General features: G+C 49.5%; 15 protein-coding genes. 5 read left to right on the forward strand and 10 right to left on the reverse strand.

Annotated elements, in window-relative coordinates:
- Positions 1–21: 21 nt before the first annotated feature.
- The 3 genes from FT643_RS02950 to FT643_RS02960 all read right to left on the reverse strand — a co-directional run bounded on the left by FT643_RS02950 (position 22) and on the right by FT643_RS02960 (position 3076).
- Positions 22–843 carry an HAD-IIB family hydrolase gene (locus FT643_RS02950; protein WP_198043271.1) on the reverse strand — a complete coding sequence of 274 codons (822 nt, stop codon included), beginning with the start codon at positions 841–843 and terminating at the stop codon, positions 22–24.
- Entirely contained in the window at positions 833–1765 is a 933-nt protein-coding gene (locus tag FT643_RS02955) for a hypothetical protein (RefSeq protein WP_198043272.1), read from the reverse strand. Before FT643_RS02955 ends, FT643_RS02950 begins: the two co-directional genes overlap by 11 nt.
- 105 nt (positions 1766–1870) lie before the next feature.
- Positions 1871–3076 (reverse strand): 1-acyl-sn-glycerol-3-phosphate acyltransferase, encoded by a 1206-nt coding sequence (locus tag FT643_RS02960; protein ID WP_156869172.1) that lies wholly within the window; start codon positions 3074–3076, stop codon positions 1871–1873.
- Positions 3077–3452: 376 nt separating this feature from the next.
- On the opposite strand from FT643_RS02960, the gene FT643_RS02965 reads away from it, so the two are divergent.
- Both FT643_RS02965 and FT643_RS02970 read left to right on the forward strand, forming a co-directional pair.
- Positions 3453–4823, forward strand: coding sequence for a WS/DGAT/MGAT family O-acyltransferase (locus FT643_RS02965; protein ID WP_156869173.1), 1371 nt, complete (start codon positions 3453–3455; stop codon positions 4821–4823).
- An 87-nt stretch (positions 4824–4910) separates the two neighbouring features.
- Positions 4911–5447: a YaeQ family protein gene (locus tag FT643_RS02970; RefSeq protein WP_156869174.1), complete on the forward strand. Its 537-nt coding sequence runs from the start codon at positions 4911–4913 to the stop codon at positions 5445–5447.
- Between the two features lie 10 nt (positions 5448–5457).
- Here the strand turns inward: FT643_RS02970 and cydX are convergent, their stop codons facing one another.
- From cydX to FT643_RS02985, 3 genes are read right to left on the reverse strand one after another with little or no spacing between them, the layout of a single operon-like run.
- Positions 5458–5568 (reverse strand): cytochrome bd-I oxidase subunit CydX, encoded by a 111-nt coding sequence (gene cydX / locus FT643_RS02975; protein ID WP_156869175.1) that lies wholly within the window; start codon positions 5566–5568, stop codon positions 5458–5460.
- Positions 5569–5582: 14 nt separating this feature from the next.
- Positions 5583–6722 (reverse strand): cytochrome d ubiquinol oxidase subunit II, encoded by a 1140-nt coding sequence (gene cydB / locus FT643_RS02980; RefSeq protein ID WP_317621935.1) that lies wholly within the window; start codon positions 6720–6722, stop codon positions 5583–5585.
- Entirely contained in the window at positions 6722–8320 is a 1599-nt protein-coding gene (locus FT643_RS02985; protein WP_156869177.1) for a cytochrome ubiquinol oxidase subunit I, read from the reverse strand. The genes cydB and FT643_RS02985 overlap by 1 nt, the downstream gene beginning before the upstream one ends.
- A gap of 403 nt (positions 8321–8723) precedes the next feature.
- On the opposite strand from FT643_RS02985, the gene FT643_RS02990 reads away from it, so the two are divergent.
- Positions 8724–9506, forward strand: coding sequence for a thioesterase family protein (locus tag FT643_RS02990; RefSeq protein WP_198043273.1), 783 nt, complete (start codon positions 8724–8726; stop codon positions 9504–9506).
- A 67-nt stretch (positions 9507–9573) separates the two neighbouring features.
- On the opposite strand, the gene FT643_RS02995 is transcribed toward FT643_RS02990, so the two are convergent.
- Genes FT643_RS02995 through FT643_RS03005 form a run of 3 tightly spaced genes read right to left on the reverse strand, consistent with a single transcriptional unit; the run spans position 9574 to position 12445 of the window.
- Entirely contained in the window at positions 9574–11001 is a 1428-nt protein-coding gene (locus FT643_RS02995; RefSeq protein ID WP_156869178.1) for an NAD(P)(+) transhydrogenase (Re/Si-specific) subunit beta, read from the reverse strand.
- Between the two features lie 11 nt (positions 11002–11012).
- Positions 11013–11303, reverse strand: a complete 291-nt coding sequence (locus FT643_RS03000; protein ID WP_156869179.1) for an NAD(P) transhydrogenase subunit alpha part 2 — start codon at positions 11301–11303, stop codon at positions 11013–11015.
- A complete protein-coding gene (locus tag FT643_RS03005; protein ID WP_156869180.1) occupies positions 11303–12445 on the reverse strand; it encodes a Re/Si-specific NAD(P)(+) transhydrogenase subunit alpha in 1143 nt (380 codons plus the stop codon). Before FT643_RS03005 ends, FT643_RS03000 begins: the two co-directional genes overlap by 1 nt.
- 433 nt (positions 12446–12878) lie before the next feature.
- Between FT643_RS03005 and FT643_RS03010 the strand changes: the two genes are divergently transcribed.
- On the forward strand, positions 12879–13826 hold the full coding sequence (locus FT643_RS03010) for an oxidoreductase (protein WP_156869181.1): 948 nt from the start codon (positions 12879–12881) through the stop codon (positions 13824–13826).
- Here the strand turns inward: FT643_RS03010 and FT643_RS03015 are convergent.
- Positions 13823–14218: a TM2 domain-containing protein gene (locus tag FT643_RS03015; RefSeq protein ID WP_156869182.1), complete on the reverse strand. Its 396-nt coding sequence runs from the start codon at positions 14216–14218 to the stop codon at positions 13823–13825. The genes FT643_RS03010 and FT643_RS03015 overlap by 4 nt on opposite strands.
- A gap of 207 nt (positions 14219–14425) precedes the next feature.
- Between FT643_RS03015 and FT643_RS03020 the strand changes: the two genes are divergently transcribed.
- Entirely contained in the window at positions 14426–15112 is a 687-nt protein-coding gene (locus FT643_RS03020) for a sulfotransferase family 2 domain-containing protein (RefSeq protein WP_156869183.1), read from the forward strand.
- The last annotated feature ends 53 nt before the right edge of the window (positions 15113–15165 follow it).

Here is a 15165-nt window from a genome sequence, read left to right on the forward strand (position 1 = left end):
TCTTCCCAGATAAATTGCCAGTTAATCAATGGTCGGGGCGCGCCCGGTCAGCTGATCCAGCAACGGTTGCATCGCACCGTTCCAGCCAACAGGCCCCATTCCCTGTGAAAAAATCACCATTTTACCTACCGTAAACTTCAGTTGTCGGGAGTTTACTCCCCGTATCACGACCGCATAATCTGCAGCCTCAAGCATGTTCAAGTCATTCGGGCTATCACCTAAAGCGATCGACAAAACCTCCTTCTCTGAGTACCGAATCTGATATTGCTTTAACAAATAATGCATGGCATCGGCTTTATCGTATTGGCCCATGGCATGATAAAAGCGCCCGCCTTTGACCAGCTGCAAACCGCCCTGCTGCAAGCGCTGCTCGAATTCCACAAGGGCCTCATTGGAGCCAAGCCACAATAACGGCTCGGTCGCTGTTCGTTGCCTGGAAAGCGCCGCCTGCTGCTCGGTAAGCCCCGTCAAACCAGCCAATTCAGCTACCGTCATATCCTGAAATCCGCGAAAGGCAAACCCCTCTTCACGGAGGGATTCCAGTTGCATCAAAACATCGCTGACCGGTGCGGCAAAATACACCACTTTCTCCTCTTTATTTCCCAGGCAGCCAACAGGCACAACCAGAGCCGCGCCGTTCTCCACAATAAAAGGAGCAACGTTGTTAAGCTGCTGCTGTATCGCTTCCATCTCGGGGCGGGTTTTGCTGGAATTCAGGATCAACGGAATACCTAACTGGTTCAACCGTTTTACGGCGGGCAAAGCCGCCTCGAATGAATAGGTATCGTGATCCAGCAAAGTTCCGTCCAGATCGCTGAACACAACAATGGGCTTATTGGTCATGTTTGAGCACCTCCGCGATGCGGTGGGCTTCATCAATGACCAAAACCACGTCAGCATGGGAGGGCATCGTGTCCAACATGGCCCGGGTCAGTCGCTCATAGTGCATAACGAATCGTTTGATCTGTGACGGGGACATAATTCCGGACACATTTGCGCCATTATGGTGCGATCCGATTTTTTCAGCCAGTTTCTGCTCCTGCAATGTCCTCCACTCCACAATGCATTCCATTGAAGGTGCTTTCAGCATTATCAAAAAGTCGAGCTGACTGAAAAAATCGTTATAAGCGCCTGCAAGCTGCTGATTGACATAGCTTCGCCAAAGACCCTCAGCGTCTTCGGAACGTTCAAGTTCATTCATTGGCTGAAGCAGCTGCGCTCCGTCTGTGACCGGCCTTGCGGCCATGCACCACCCCTCCAGCAAGATGACCTTGGCCACACCCTCGTGGTGCTTCCAAGCAGACGGGGCGGAGCGGTCGTCCTGGGACTTATCGAATCCGGGGATCGGTACCGTAGTGCCGGAAACAGCACGACATAAAGCATCCACCGTAGCCTGACCCAATCCAAGGTCGTGGGTACCGGGTACGCCGCGGGTGACAAAGAGGGGGTGCACAGTAGCGCCCAGGTGCTGTCGCTCCGCCCGAGTCAAATAGATATCGTCCAGGGAAAAGCCGGCACAAGGGCAGTTAAGATGGTGGGTTAGGATCTTTTGAAGAAACAGCGCCAGTGTAGACTTTCCGGTGCCTTGGGCACCGTTGATGCCGACAATCATGGGCCGGCCCAATGCGCGCTGCCTTTCCATGATTTGTTGCGCCAAAGGCAGGTAGTAGGCGAAAACGGTGTCCAGAAACTCCGCTGGCAACCCTTCTTCCGCAATCAGGGATTCAATCCCGGGCTTTAGTTGTTCCCATTGTATTTGCGACACATCAATCTCTTTCTGAATATCCTGCTTTGATAGAACCGCCTGACTTGGTCCTATCGCTCGCTAAGGTCTATTCACAAACCATACCAGGTTTGGATTTGTCTGTGTTCAGCTGAGTGAATACTTGTGCTTATTTAGCAAAGGGTTAGCGTACATTTCAAGGATATATTGTTGCACCTGAACCGGATAATGGGCTAAACGGGCGGAAAACTCAGCGGCCTGCCTGGCCAGGTCCTGAGGTTCGATTCTGGCCAGCGACTCCCGGCTTTGCAGGGTGATTTCGTTGATTCTGGACCGGTATTCTTCTTTAAAAGAATGCATAGCCTTACCCAGGTTAGCCAAATGTTCAATGGCCAGCAGGCTGGGGGGGAATAATTTGTAGTTCTGTACAATCTGCTCGTCTAATGCCTGAGCCACTGCATCGGGGTCAGCATAGGTGCCTTCCAGCGGTTTCCCGATCTGGATATGGACGCGCCCTTTGGGTAAGGCGATACCACGCATAATGCTCTCGACATCCTCACCTTCACTCTTCACATAGTCGGCGTTTTCGCGCGCCTGCATTTCAGTGGCTTTCAGACCATCGCAGGGATCGTATTCGTAGGAGATGGACACCGGAACCAGATTCAGTTGCGCGATCGCCGAGGCAAAATCCATTCCGGATTCCTTTTTAGGCCAGATATGCAGCATCTTCATAATGGCAGGATCGGTGATATCGAAACCGTCTTTCGCACGCCCCTCCCGTTGAGCGATCCATATTGAGCGGCCATTGTCTTTTGCGTCATGAATGTAGTGGGATAAATCGGTAAGCGCCTGGTATTTGGCCTTGAGCCCACTGACCGATCGTTTCACAACAAAACTTTTGTTCAGTCGCAACAGATCGGAGACTAACGGATTACTCAGCAGATTATCGCCGATCGCGATCTCTGCGGTATCGTGCCCTGCCTGCACCAGCACGTAATTGAGCAGCGCAGAGTCCATCGTAATATCGCGATGATTGCTGATGAAAATATAAGGTGTGTCCGGTTGCAGGTTTTCATGACCACCGTAGGTAAACTCGGTGATACTTTTATTAATCGTGCTTTCCAGGAAACTGTGCATGCGGCGCTGAAAATCGTCTACGGTTTTTACGTCCTTCATATTATTATGAATACGATAACGCATAAAACGCACCAAACCTTTTTCAAGGTAGCGCGAAGCAAACGGAAACTGGACGTGGATTATCGCCTGAATTAGAGCATCCGATTGGAGAAGCCGCTCTATAACGTCGGGAACTTCGTAATCATGATAAGGCCGGATGGCATCAAACTTCTGCATGGGTTTTTAGTCAACTCTTTCGCGTTGCACTTTTAAAGAATAAGGCAACAATAACATCGTTTATCTTTTAATTTTAGTCATTCAGCAGCTAATTAACACCATTGGATTTCGCTACAATTTGTGTCAACTTCGATATAATAGCGGCTTATAAAAAGGAAACACGTTATATTCCGAATTACAACAATGAAAACACCCGACCAAAAACAATCACAAAACCGGTGTAAGCGGCTGATTTTTTAAACATTATTTAACAACTTTCATTTGGCATCTCATCCAGCATCGCAATATGCAAACGTATTGCATAGGAACTATGTCGCCAGGATAAAGCCGAATCTGATATCTGAAAAGTGATCCGTATTTGACAAAGGAAAATGGAATGACTCCTCTTAGCCCAGCTGATCAGCTGTTTCTCTGGCTCGAGAAACGGCAACAACCTATGCATGTTGCCGGTTTAATGCTGTTCTCCTTCCCGGAGGGCGCAGGTCCGAAATACGTAACGGAACTAGCAGAGTCGTTGCGCGCCTACCAATTACCCGAGGGTCGCTATGGAAAGCGCCTGGTTAATAGAATGGGACGGTATTACTGGCAAAACGACGATTACTTTGACCTTGAACACCATTTCCGCCACGAAGCGCTGCCCAAGCCTGGGCGCATAAGGGAATTACTCTCACGAGTGTCTTCAGAACACAGCAATTTAATGGATCGGGAGCGTCCGCTGTGGGAGTTCCATCTAATAGAAGGTGTAAGGGGCCGACGCTTCGCCGTGTATTCCAAAGTGCACCACAGCATGATGGATGGAGTGGCGGCAATGAAGACCTGCATGAAGTTTTTGTCCTATGACCCGACCGAAATGAATCGCCCGCCTATCTGGGCTATGCCCAGACCAAAACGCGAGCAAAAGCTGATTACCCCGAAAGAACTGGTTAGTGGCTTTGCCGGGCTCGTGGACGGGGCAGGCAAACAGCTGGGCACCGTACCTAAAATCGCAAAGGAATTTGCCAAAACGTTCCGCCGTGCCCGAAAAGAATCGGCCCATGTGTCTATCTTCCAGGCACCGGATTGTCTGCTAAACGAACCAATTACCGGCTCTCGTCGTTTTGCGGCACAGTCTTATCCAATGGTGCGTATCCGGGCCATTGCAAAAGCCTTCAACTGCACAGTCAACGATGCGGTATTAGCGATATGTGGCAGCGCATTACGGGACTATTTGATCATGCAGCACGCTCTGCCGGACAAACCGCTGGTGGCTATGGTCCCTATGTCACTGCGTCGGGATGATAGTGACGACGGCAATCAGATTGCCATGATCCTGGTCAATCTGGGCACCCATATCGCTGATCCGGCTTTACGCATGCAGGAAATCAAAGCCTCGGTGAAAGACTCAAAAGATCGCTACAAAACCATGACACCGGAAGAAGTGCTCAATTACACAGCACTGACTATGGCGCCGGCGGGGTTTAAAATGATCACGGGGTTGATGTCCGGTTGGCAACCTTTTAACGTCATTATCTCCAACGTTCCCGGACCGCGTAAACCCATGTATTGGAACGGAGCGCGTCTGGATGGCATGTATCCGGTATCCTTACCTATGGACCGCATCGCGCTGAATATCACGCTACTTAGCTATGATCAGAACCTGGAATTCGGGCTGACCGCGTGCCGCCGAACCCTCCCCTCAATGCAGCGTTTACTGGATTTTATTGAAAATGGAATTCACGAATTAGAAGTCGCTGCTGATATCCGCTAACGAATTCCGGCCTGTTGTGCAGGCCGGATTTTAAATCTTTAAAAGTGCTGTTAAGCTTCCTGCTCAGAATAATGCAATGGATCTTATATGGCGCTCAAATCCACCATCTTTAAAGCGGACGTTCAGATTTCGGACATGGATCGCAATTATTACCATCTCCATGGCCTGACATTGGCGCTGCACCCCTCGGAAACAGAACAACGGATGATGATCAGGCTGTTGGCCTACGTACTGAACGCCAGCGAATCACTGCAGTTCGGGAAAGGCCTGAGCAACGAAGAAGATGCAGCTCTGTGGGACAAGGATCTGACCGGTGAGATCAAACTTTGGATTGATGTTGGCTTACCGGACGAGAAACGAATTCGAAAAGCCAGTCACCGCGCACAACAGGTAATAATCTATTGTTATGGTGAAAACACCGCCTCTATTTGGTGGCAACAGAATAAAGCAAAAATCAAAGCCATGCATAATGTCACCGTGTACCGGGTAGGCGAATCCACCTGCGACGAACTAGGCAGCCTTTGTCAACGCACCATGCGCCTGTACTGTTCGATCATGGATACCCAGATTACACTTGGCAGCGACAACAACAGTGTCGAAGTTAAACTGGAACCTTTAAGCTGACCCCGCTTCCCTATTCTTCTTCAGGTTTATCCATATTTTCAGTGACTTCCAGCCAAAGCACGTTCACGATACCGAACGCGCAAGCCAGTAAAACGCCCAAGATCCAGGTGAAATACCACATAGTCTTTACTCCTGTTAATACAATGAATGGCTGTTGTCATTAATATGCGCTTCATCCAGGCGCCCCCACATTTTGTAATAACTCCACAGGGTGTAACTCAGCACCAATGGGACAAAGACGCACGCCACCATCAGCATTATATTGAGCGTCAGCGCGCTGGACGTTGCATCCCAGAGTGTCAAACTATGATTGGGGTTCAGGCTGGACGGCAACACAAAAGGAAACAACGCCACTGCCGCCGTTAAAATAATACTGGTTATCGCAACACAACTGGTAGCAAAGGCCAAACCGTCCAGCTTGGCTTTTGCCAGAAAAGCCGTCATCAATGGCATAAGCATTCCCGCCAACGGGAACAACCAAAGCAACGGCCATTTATTAAAGTTGTTCAACCACGCTCCCTCCTGCACTGCAACCAGTTTACCAAGAGGATCGTTATAGGCATTGGGATCGGGCAAGGTTTCGATAACAAAGCCCTTCATACCGGAAAAAATCCAGATCCCGCAAATGCCGAACAGCAACGTGGTACTGACAGCGGCAAACAACGTCGACCGTACTGCTTTTGCCCGCAATTCATCGCTGGTTTTCAATCCCAGCCAGACCCCACCATGCATGACTAACATACTCAGGCTCAAAAACCCGGCCAATAACGGAAACCAGGTCAGCAAACCCAATAAGCCCGCTTTGAAGTCGGGACGCAAAAACTCATCGAATTCGAATGGTAGCCCTATAAATAAATTTCCGAAGGCCACTCCAAAAATAACCGGAGGAATAACCGACCCGGCGAACAAGGCACGATCCCAATTGCGACGCCAACGTTCGGAATCCTTTTTAGCGCGGTAATCAAACCCGACCGGTCGCATGAATAACGCCAACAGAACAATGATCAAAGCAGCGTACATTCCGGAAAAAGCACTGGCGTAAACCATAGGCCAGGCAGCAAACAAGGCCCCGCCAGCAGTCACAAACCACACCTGATTCCCTTCCCAATGGGGACCGATGGTGTTGATCATAATACGTCGCTCAGTGTTGGTGGAGCCGATCACGGGCAACAATGCACCGACGCCCATATCAAAACCATCAGTGAGCGCAAAACCGATTAATAGCAGCCCCACCAGACCCCACCAGATTAATTTCAGCGTTTCATAATCAGCAATCATGACGCGGTCTCCCGAGGATTAGAGCGGCCGGATTTGGATGCACTGTCGTTATTTTCGAAAAAATATTTTCCGGTACCCAAGCTGCTGGGCCCTTTACGGATGAAATGCAACATCAAATACATTTCAATAATGAACAGAGCAGTATAAAACAGCACGATGACTATCAAGCTAGTCCAGACATCCGATGCAGCCAGATTGGAAGCGGAAAGATTTGTCGGCAAAACTTCGCCTATGGTCCACGGTTGTCGGCCGTATTCAGAAACTATCCAGCCGCATTCGGCGGCTATCCAGGGTAATGGTATCGACCATACTGCCAACTTCAGCAGCCACCGGCTTTTCGCGACCTGATGCCGTGTGGATTGATAGAATGAAACGACAAAGACAAACAGCATCACTATGGCCGACCCAACCATAATACGGAAGCTGAAAAACAGCGGCCACACCTTGGGGATGCTCCGATCAACCGCCGACTGGACCTGGTCATCGGTAGCGTCGATCACATTGGGGGCAAATTCTTTTAACAGCAACCCATAACCCAAGTCGTCTTTAACCAGATTGAATGCTTCGCGGGAAACATCGTCTACTCCATTTTCACGCATATCCTGCAGTAAGCCATAAGCCACCATACCCTGCCGGATGCGTCGCTCATGAAGCTGTTTAAGATCCGCTATACCCAAAACCGGGGTGTCCAGGCTACGGGTCGCAACAATGCCCAACATATAAGGAATGCGGATAGCAAAGTGAGTTTTCTGCGCGATATCGTCGGGCCAGCCAATCAGCGTAAAGGACGCCGGCGGCGGATGCGTTTCCCACTCCGCTTCTATTGCGGCCAATTTCACTTTTTGCACATCGCCTATTTCATACCCGGATTCGTCACCCAACACGATTGCCGATAAAATCGAAGCGGTCCCAAAGCTTGCCGCGATCGCAAAAGATCGCCTGGCAAACGGCAGGTCCCGTCCTTTCAGCAAATACCAGCTGGACACACTTAACACAAACATAGCTCCGGTTACGTAGCCGGCCGCAACCGTATGCACAAACTTGACCTGAGCCACCGGGTTGAAAAACACTTCGGCAAATGAAGTCATTTCCATACGCATCGTGTGAAAATTAAATTCAGAGCCTACCGGATTCTGCATCCAGGCATTGGCGATTAGAATCCAAAGAGCCGACAAATTAGAACCCAGCGCCACCAACCAGGTTACCGCCAAATGCTGGCGTTGCGACAACCGATCCCAACCAAAGAAAAACAACCCGACCAGCGTGCTTTCCAGAAAGAAAGCCATTAACCCTTCGATCGCCAAGGGCACTCCGAAAATATCGCCTACATAATGAGAATAGTAGGCCCAGTTAGTGCCAAATTGAAACTCCAGAGTCAGTCCAGTGGTAACACCCAAGGCAAAGTTAATGCCAAACAGCTTTCCCCAGAAGCGTGTCATATCTTTGTACACCGACTTTTGCGTCAAGACATAAGCCGACTCCATAATTGCCAGAATAAAGGACAAACCCAACGTGAGCGGAACAAATATGAAATGAAACAAAGCCGTTAATGCGAATTGCAACCGGGCAACTTCAACGGCAGACAGATCAATCATGTGACCTCCTTAAGGGTTGTGTTTGTGGCTCAGAGGTATCGAAGTAAATATCAGCCGGCAAATGCTGTTGCTCTAGGGAAGGAAAAAAAATCAGCCGGATGGCAATGATGACTAGCACCTTAATCAGAACGATCAAGACGATATGTTTGCGCAGCGATAGATCCGTTAGTTTCATGGCAGCGACTGTTCCTGTGTAACCGGTTTAGCGCGTTCTGGCAAACTGACTATGCCACACCCTACTAACCATTATAAAGCCTGAATGTGTATACCACTCCAGATACCCGCTCTGAGCCAATCCAGTGGCGATTACGGCAATAGTATTCACCGTTCGATCAAAGTACCATCTTTCGTTGATCGAAATATATCGTCCCATTCTTAAGCGAGCTTATGAGAGGAGCTATCCGTGCAATTCACCGAACTTCTGAACAACTGCCAGCCTAAAGACGGAGCTGTGTCGTTAACCGTACCCCCTACCTGGATGCAGGGCCGAAGCGTTTTCGGGGGGCTTCAGACCGTTATTGCGTTAAGCGCCATGCGGGGCTTGGTGCCTGAGGTTCCCTTACGCTCACTACAGACGACATTTATTCAGCCGGGAGACGACAATACGCTTACCGCCAAAGCAACAATACTGCGCTCGGGCAAAAGTGCTATTCATGTCGAATCACGATTAATGAATGGCAATAAGATTGTGGCGATCGTCATCGGGGTATTCGGCAGTGCAAGGGACTCTGTAGTCAGGCTGGCTCCGGAAAAACCGCCTGTCCCATCTGATAACTCCAAACAGGTGCCCTACGTTGAAGGTCTGACACCTTCTTTTCTTCAGCACTTCGAAGGCCGTTGGGTTAAGGGAGGCTTTCCTTTCAGCGGTGCAGCGGAACCTGAAAACGTAATTGAACTAAGCATGCCGACAGAACCAAGCTCCACTGAATTCCATATCATCGCGTTAGCGGATTATGTACCTCCGATCGCCCTTTCGTATATGAAAAGGTTTGCTGCCGGAAGTTCCATGACCTGGATGCTGGAATTTCTTACCGATAAAGTAGACGGATTGCCCATGCAGGGATGGCGTGTGGACAGCACCATGTTAGCGGCAGCGGACGGCTACACCAGCCAGTCAGTGACGCTGTGGGGCCCCGACGATCAACCGGTTGCGTTCAGCAAACAAAGCATGGTGGTTTTCGGTTAGGCAGATCGACAATAAAAAAAGCCCCGATAAATCGGGGCTTTTTTTATCTCAGGTTTTACAGTGAGACCTACAGATCTTTCATCGCAGCAATCATTTCCTGAAGTACCAGTTTCGCATCACCATGCACCATCAGGCTGTTTTCATTGATGAACAAGGCGTTGGGAATACCGGCAAATCCGGGAGACAATCCACGCTTGACCACTATCACCGTTTTTGCATTCTGCACTTCCAGAATCGGCATACCGAAGATAGGCGATTCCGGATCTTTTGACGCCGCCGGGTTGGTAACGTCATTCGCTCCCAGCACAATGGCCACATCCGTCTGCGTGAACTCGGGATTGATAACATCCATTTCCACCAACTGGTCGTAGGGCACTTCAGCCTCGGCCAACAGTACGTTCATATGTCCAGGCATACGACCCGCAACCGGGTGAATAGCATATTTAACATCAATACCACGATCCTGCAGCATCGAAGCCAACTCACGGGTTGCATGCTGAGCCTGTGCAACCGCCAAACCATAACCGGGAACGAATACAACACGGCTGGCAGAGTCGAGCAGCATCGCGACTTCATCCGCGCTGGTGGTTTTCACTTTACCATCATAGAACGCGTCGTTTTCATCACGGCTGATACCGGCTTTAGCCGCCATAGAGCCGCCGAACAGGACGTTGGTCAGCGAGCGATTCATCGCTTTACACATGATGGTTGTCAGGATCAGCCCGGACGCACCCACCAATGACCCAGTTATGATGAGCCCGTTGTTTCCCAGAACAAATCCAGTGGCTGAACCTGCCAAACCGGAATAGGAGTTCAGCAACGCGATTACCACCGGCATGTCCGCGCCGCCAATGGGAATAACCAGCGCAACACCCAGCAACAGACAGATCAGAATCATAACGATCAGCAGATCGCCCTGCTCAAGAGGGTTAGAAGCCACAAAATAGGCGGAACCCGCGATCAGCAGCACAAAACACACTTTGACAATGGCCTTGAACATACCGATTGAGGCGGGGTCACCCAGCTTGCCCATCAGCTTGCCCACGGCCACGAAGCTACCGGTCAGTGTCACTGCGCCGATCAGGATGCTCAGAATGAGCGCGATGCCCCACATCATAGTTGGCTCAGGAAAAGCGCTTTCAGCAGCCGCTGCAAGCTCATAGCCCCGGCTCATTTCCAGATAGTTTGCAGAAGCGACCAGTAATGACGCGGCGCCGCCAAATCCGTTTAATGCCGCCACCATTTCCGGCATGGACGTCATCTGAATACGCTTAGCCAGGAAAATACCGATACCGGCACCCACCACGATACCCAGGATAATATAACCGTAACTGACTACCTGAAATTCCAGCAAGGCTGCAACCACAGCCACCAACATTCCCGCAGCAGACAATTGGTTCCCGCGAACCGCTGTCTTGGGGGTGGTCATACCTTTAATACCAAAAATAAACAGTACCGCTGCAACGAGGTACCCGAAATTAATTAAAACGTGCATGAGTCTTCCTTCTACTTACTTTTCTTTTTGAACATATTGAGCATGCGATCGGTAACCATAAAGCCACCAAAAATGTTGATACAAGCCAACACTATCGCGAGCACACCAAGAAAGGTTGAAAGACCCGTGGCTTGTTCGCCACCCCCGGAACTAATAATGGCACCAACCACAACGATACCCGAGATGGCGTTGGTTCCGCTCATCAATGGCGTATGCAATGTAGGCGGAACCTTGTTGATGATTTCCACACCGACAAATATGGCCAACACAAATATTGTGAAGGTCAGGATTAACATTTCCATCAGCTTGACTCCTTCTCAATGAGTTCACGCAAGCCCGCATGCTTGATTTCGCCACCTTCGGTAATCAGTGTGGCGGACACAATTTCATCTTCCATATTCAGGGTCAACTCGCCTTCTTTGGCCATGTTGAGCAGGAATGTGGTGATGTTTTTTGTATAGAGCTGGGAGGCATGAACAGGAACGCGGGAGGGATGATCGATATAACCGATGATAGTGACGCCATCGACAAACGTTTTTTCGTTTTTGACAGTGCCTTCAACGTTTCCGCCACGTTCGGCTGCCAGATCGACAATGACCGAGCCGTGTTTCATTTTTTTAACCATATCAGCGGTGATCAGCACCGGTGAAGCTTTGCCGGGTATCGCTGCGGTGGTAATCACCAGGTCAGATTGAGCGACCTTCTCGGCCATTTGCTCACGCTGGGCGCGATAAAATTCCTCTGACTGCTGCTTGGCATAGCCGCCTGCAGTAGTACCTTCTTCCTGGGGCAGATCAAACTCCACGAATTTTGCACCCAGACTTTCTACCTGTTCACGGACTTCCACGCGGGTATCATAGGCTTCCACCACCGCACCCAGGCGTCGCGCCGTTGAAACCGCCATTAAGCCGGCAACGCCCGCACCCACAATAAAAACTTTAGCAGGGTGAATGGTTCCGGCAGCGGTCATTAACATAGGAAAGTATTGCGGTAACGCCATAGCGCCCGCCAGTACAGAGCGGTAGCCCGAAATAGCCGCCATTGAACTCAACACATCCATACTTTGGGCCCGCGTAATGCGGGGTATGAATTCCAGTGCAAAGCACCTTACCTTGCGCTCAGCAAGCTGCTTGATCAACGCTTGGTTGAACCAGCCGTCAAGCATACAAACCAATGTGGTACCTTCCTTAATCAAAGTCGTTTCATCATCAATCAGATGGCGTACTTTCAATATAAGATCGGCTTGTTCGTACAAGGATTTGGCGTCTGGAGCGATAGTCGCACCGGCTGCACTATATGCCTCATCGTCATAGTGTGAAGCTTCACCAGCTCCACTTTGAACCACCACTTTAAACCCGGCACCGGTCAGAACCTGAATTCCGGGCGGAATAACCGCAACACGATTTTCCCCAGGAACTATTTCCTTAGGTATACCAACTAACATACCTGAACTCCAAAACCTTATGAAATTTATAGCGTTTTTTATAAATCAATAATATTGCGGGCGCCCCAAATCTTGCCATTCCGGGGCCGCAATTTTGAGAGGTGTTAACCTATCGTGAGTTAAGAGATATGACAAGCCCTATTTTGTGTCCAATAGGTAGCATATTCCAACAGCGGAACCTGCGGTATCGCCGACCTGCATCCGAACATCGGTCGCTTTGTCCAAAAATCCCTGGAGTTGGCCATTTAATACCGCTACCACTGGGGGACAGCGGGTATGTCAGGCAACAAGACTAACCCCCATTACCTGCCATTTCTTTTTAGCCGGCTGCGAACTGAAACATATAGGAAAGATGCGCCACCACACTGATTGATTCGCTGATCCGCTTCTTGCTACGATGCCCCACATAACCAGCCAATGTGATCGGTATAATATGAATGATAGAAAGTGGACCTCACAGGATATCCCTTCACAAACGGGGAAACGAATACTGATTACCGGCGCAAATAGCGGAATCGGATTTGAATCAGCTCGCGTCATGGCCGGGCTGGGTGCGCAAGTCATTCTTGCCTGTCGAAACGAGGCAAAAGCCGTTAGCGCCATGGCGAAGATACGCAATCAGTTTCCCAAAGCGCAATTGCATTTTCTGCCACTGGATCTGGGGTCGCTGGATTCGGTGCATGTGATGGCCAACATGTTCTCGGAGCAATACGACAGCTTGGATGTTCTGCTCAATAATGCGGGAGTGATGTGGCTACCACAGGGAATGACGGAAGACGGCTTTGAGAGTCAAATAGGTATCAACCATTTGGGGCATTTCGCATTAACCGGCCTGCTAATGCCTGCATTGCTGAACCGGGCAGGCTCAAGAGTCGTTACGGTCAGCAGCATCGCCCACCGCTCCGGCAATCTGGATTTTGAAGATCTATTTTTTGAACGCCGGCGTTACGGTAAGCAGGATGCTTACGGGCAAAGCAAGCTAGCTAACCTAGTGTTTGCCCGGGAGCTGGAACGGAAGCTGAATGCATCCGGCGCACAAACCATGTCGGTCGCCGTGCATCCCGGCGTAACCAGCACTAATCTGGCCACGCCAGGGCTGCAACAAAGTGGATCGGTGTTGCTTGCGAAACTGGTTAAAATGGTCACGCCCCTGGTAACACAATCTGCAACCAAAGGCGCTTTACCATCACTGTATGCAGCTACTTCAAATGAGATAGAGGGCGGTGAATATATCGGGCCGGATCGGTTCTATGGTACGTTTGGTTATCCGACAGCAGCGACGTCAACCCGGCGCTCCAACAACCCGGATATCGCCCGTAAACTTTGGCAGGTATCTGAAAAGCTTACGGGGGTTCAGTATCCGCTTTCCGCTACGACTTAATACAACGCGCGGTTTTTTTCATCCACCTGTCCGTTCAAAGTCCAATAATCGTAAAGATACCCCAGCAGAAACAAACCACCGGTGAGTAACCAAATCAACCCGGTGAACCACTTACCCAAATAAAATCGGTGGATACCAAACATACCGAGAAAGGTCAGGAGAATCCAGGCCACCGTGTAATCCAGTCGACCTTCCTGGTATTTTCTGCCCGCTTCCCTATCCATTGATGGAATCAAGAATAAATCAATAATCCAGCCCACAAACAACAGCCCGGCAGTGAAAAACCATATTGTTCCGGTAATCGGCTTTCCATAATAGAAACGATGCGCCCCCAGGAAACCAAAAATCCACAAAATATAGCCAACCAGCTTTGAATGCGTATCGTTTCCCATAATGATCCTCTGAAGTGGGTCAGGTCTAAGTTTGGACACACAGTACGAGACTTTAAGCACAGTGTCTATGCTCAGTGGTGCAGAGGATGTAGTTCACAAATCAACCTAAGCCTCATTGCCAATGATCCCGCGCTTATAGTAGATTGTCATTAGACTTTATAAGTGACTGAACTTCTTTCTGCCGTAAATCAAGGAATAGTAATCAACATGATATGCAAAGAATTCAAATGCATTTTTGTTCATGTACCCAAAGCCGCCGGAATGAGCGTGGAGCACTATTTTCTTAATCTGTTGGGAATGACCTGGGAGACCCGCGCGCCACTTCTGCTACGGCCAAACGATGACCCGAGCAAAGGTCCCGCCCGGTTAGCTCACCTCTATGCAGAAGAGTATGTGAAATTCGGGTATATCAGTCAGGAGCAGTTTAACGAATATTACAAATTTTCTTTTGTTAGAAACCCCTGGGCCCGTATCGTCTCAGAATACAAGTTCAGACATCATAATATTAGATTTACCTTCAGCGATTTTATTAAGCATCACTTACCCGAACCCGGAATGGACGATGCTTATCGTCATATCGTGCCGCAATACAACTTTACGCACTCACCGGACGGCCAGTGCCTGGTTGACTACATCGGCAAGTTTGAGAGCCTGCAAAACGATTTTGACGTGGTCGCCAAACAACTGGGTTTCGCGGATTCAACCTTACCTCACATCAACGACACAAAGAAAAACGCTCAATACGGCCTTAATTGGAAACTGCGTAAATGGCTTATGTCTTTTCAGCAAAAAGAGCATAAAAACTATCGTGATTATTATAACGATGAGCTAAAAAAAATCGTTTCAAAGCTTTATGAGCAGGATATCGACACCTACAAATATCAATTTGATTGAATTCTTTAGTGCCTGTGAATCAGATGAAGTGCATCCAGCCGCATCGACATTAA

The organism is Ketobacter sp. MCCC 1A13808 (genome assembly GCF_009746715.1).
In the GTDB taxonomy this organism is placed as follows: domain Bacteria; phylum Pseudomonadota; class Gammaproteobacteria; order Pseudomonadales; family Ketobacteraceae; genus Ketobacter.

Coding starts and splice junctions, on each gene's coding strand:
- FT643_RS02950 (WP_198043271.1), bottom strand. CDS start 843: ATGACCAATAAGCCCATTGTTGTGTTCAGCGATCTGGACGGAACTTTG.
- FT643_RS02960 (WP_156869172.1), bottom strand. CDS start 3,076: ATGCAGAAGTTTGATGCCATCCGGCCTTATCATGATTACGAAGTTCCC.
- FT643_RS02965 (WP_156869173.1), top strand. CDS start 3,453: ATGACTCCTCTTAGCCCAGCTGATCAGCTGTTTCTCTGGCTCGAGAAA.
- FT643_RS02970 (WP_156869174.1), top strand. CDS start 4,911: ATGGCGCTCAAATCCACCATCTTTAAAGCGGACGTTCAGATTTCGGAC.
- cydX (WP_156869175.1), bottom strand. CDS start 5,568: ATGTGGTATTTCACCTGGATCTTGGGCGTTTTACTGGCTTGCGCGTTC.
- FT643_RS02985 (WP_156869177.1), bottom strand. CDS start 8,320: ATGATTGATCTGTCTGCCGTTGAAGTTGCCCGGTTGCAATTCGCATTA.
- FT643_RS02995 (WP_156869178.1), bottom strand. CDS start 11,001: ATGCACGTTTTAATTAATTTCGGGTACCTCGTTGCAGCGGTACTGTTT.
- FT643_RS03000 (WP_156869179.1), bottom strand. CDS start 11,303: ATGGAAATGTTAATCCTGACCTTCACAATATTTGTGTTGGCCATATTT.
- FT643_RS03005 (WP_156869180.1), bottom strand. CDS start 12,445: ATGTTAGTTGGTATACCTAAGGAAATAGTTCCTGGGGAAAATCGTGTT.
- FT643_RS03010 (WP_156869181.1), top strand. CDS start 12,879: ATGAATGATAGAAAGTGGACCTCACAGGATATCCCTTCACAAACGGGG.
- FT643_RS03015 (WP_156869182.1), bottom strand. CDS start 14,218: ATGGGAAACGATACGCATTCAAAGCTGGTTGGCTATATTTTGTGGATT.
- FT643_RS03020 (WP_156869183.1), top strand. CDS start 14,426: ATGATATGCAAAGAATTCAAATGCATTTTTGTTCATGTACCCAAAGCC.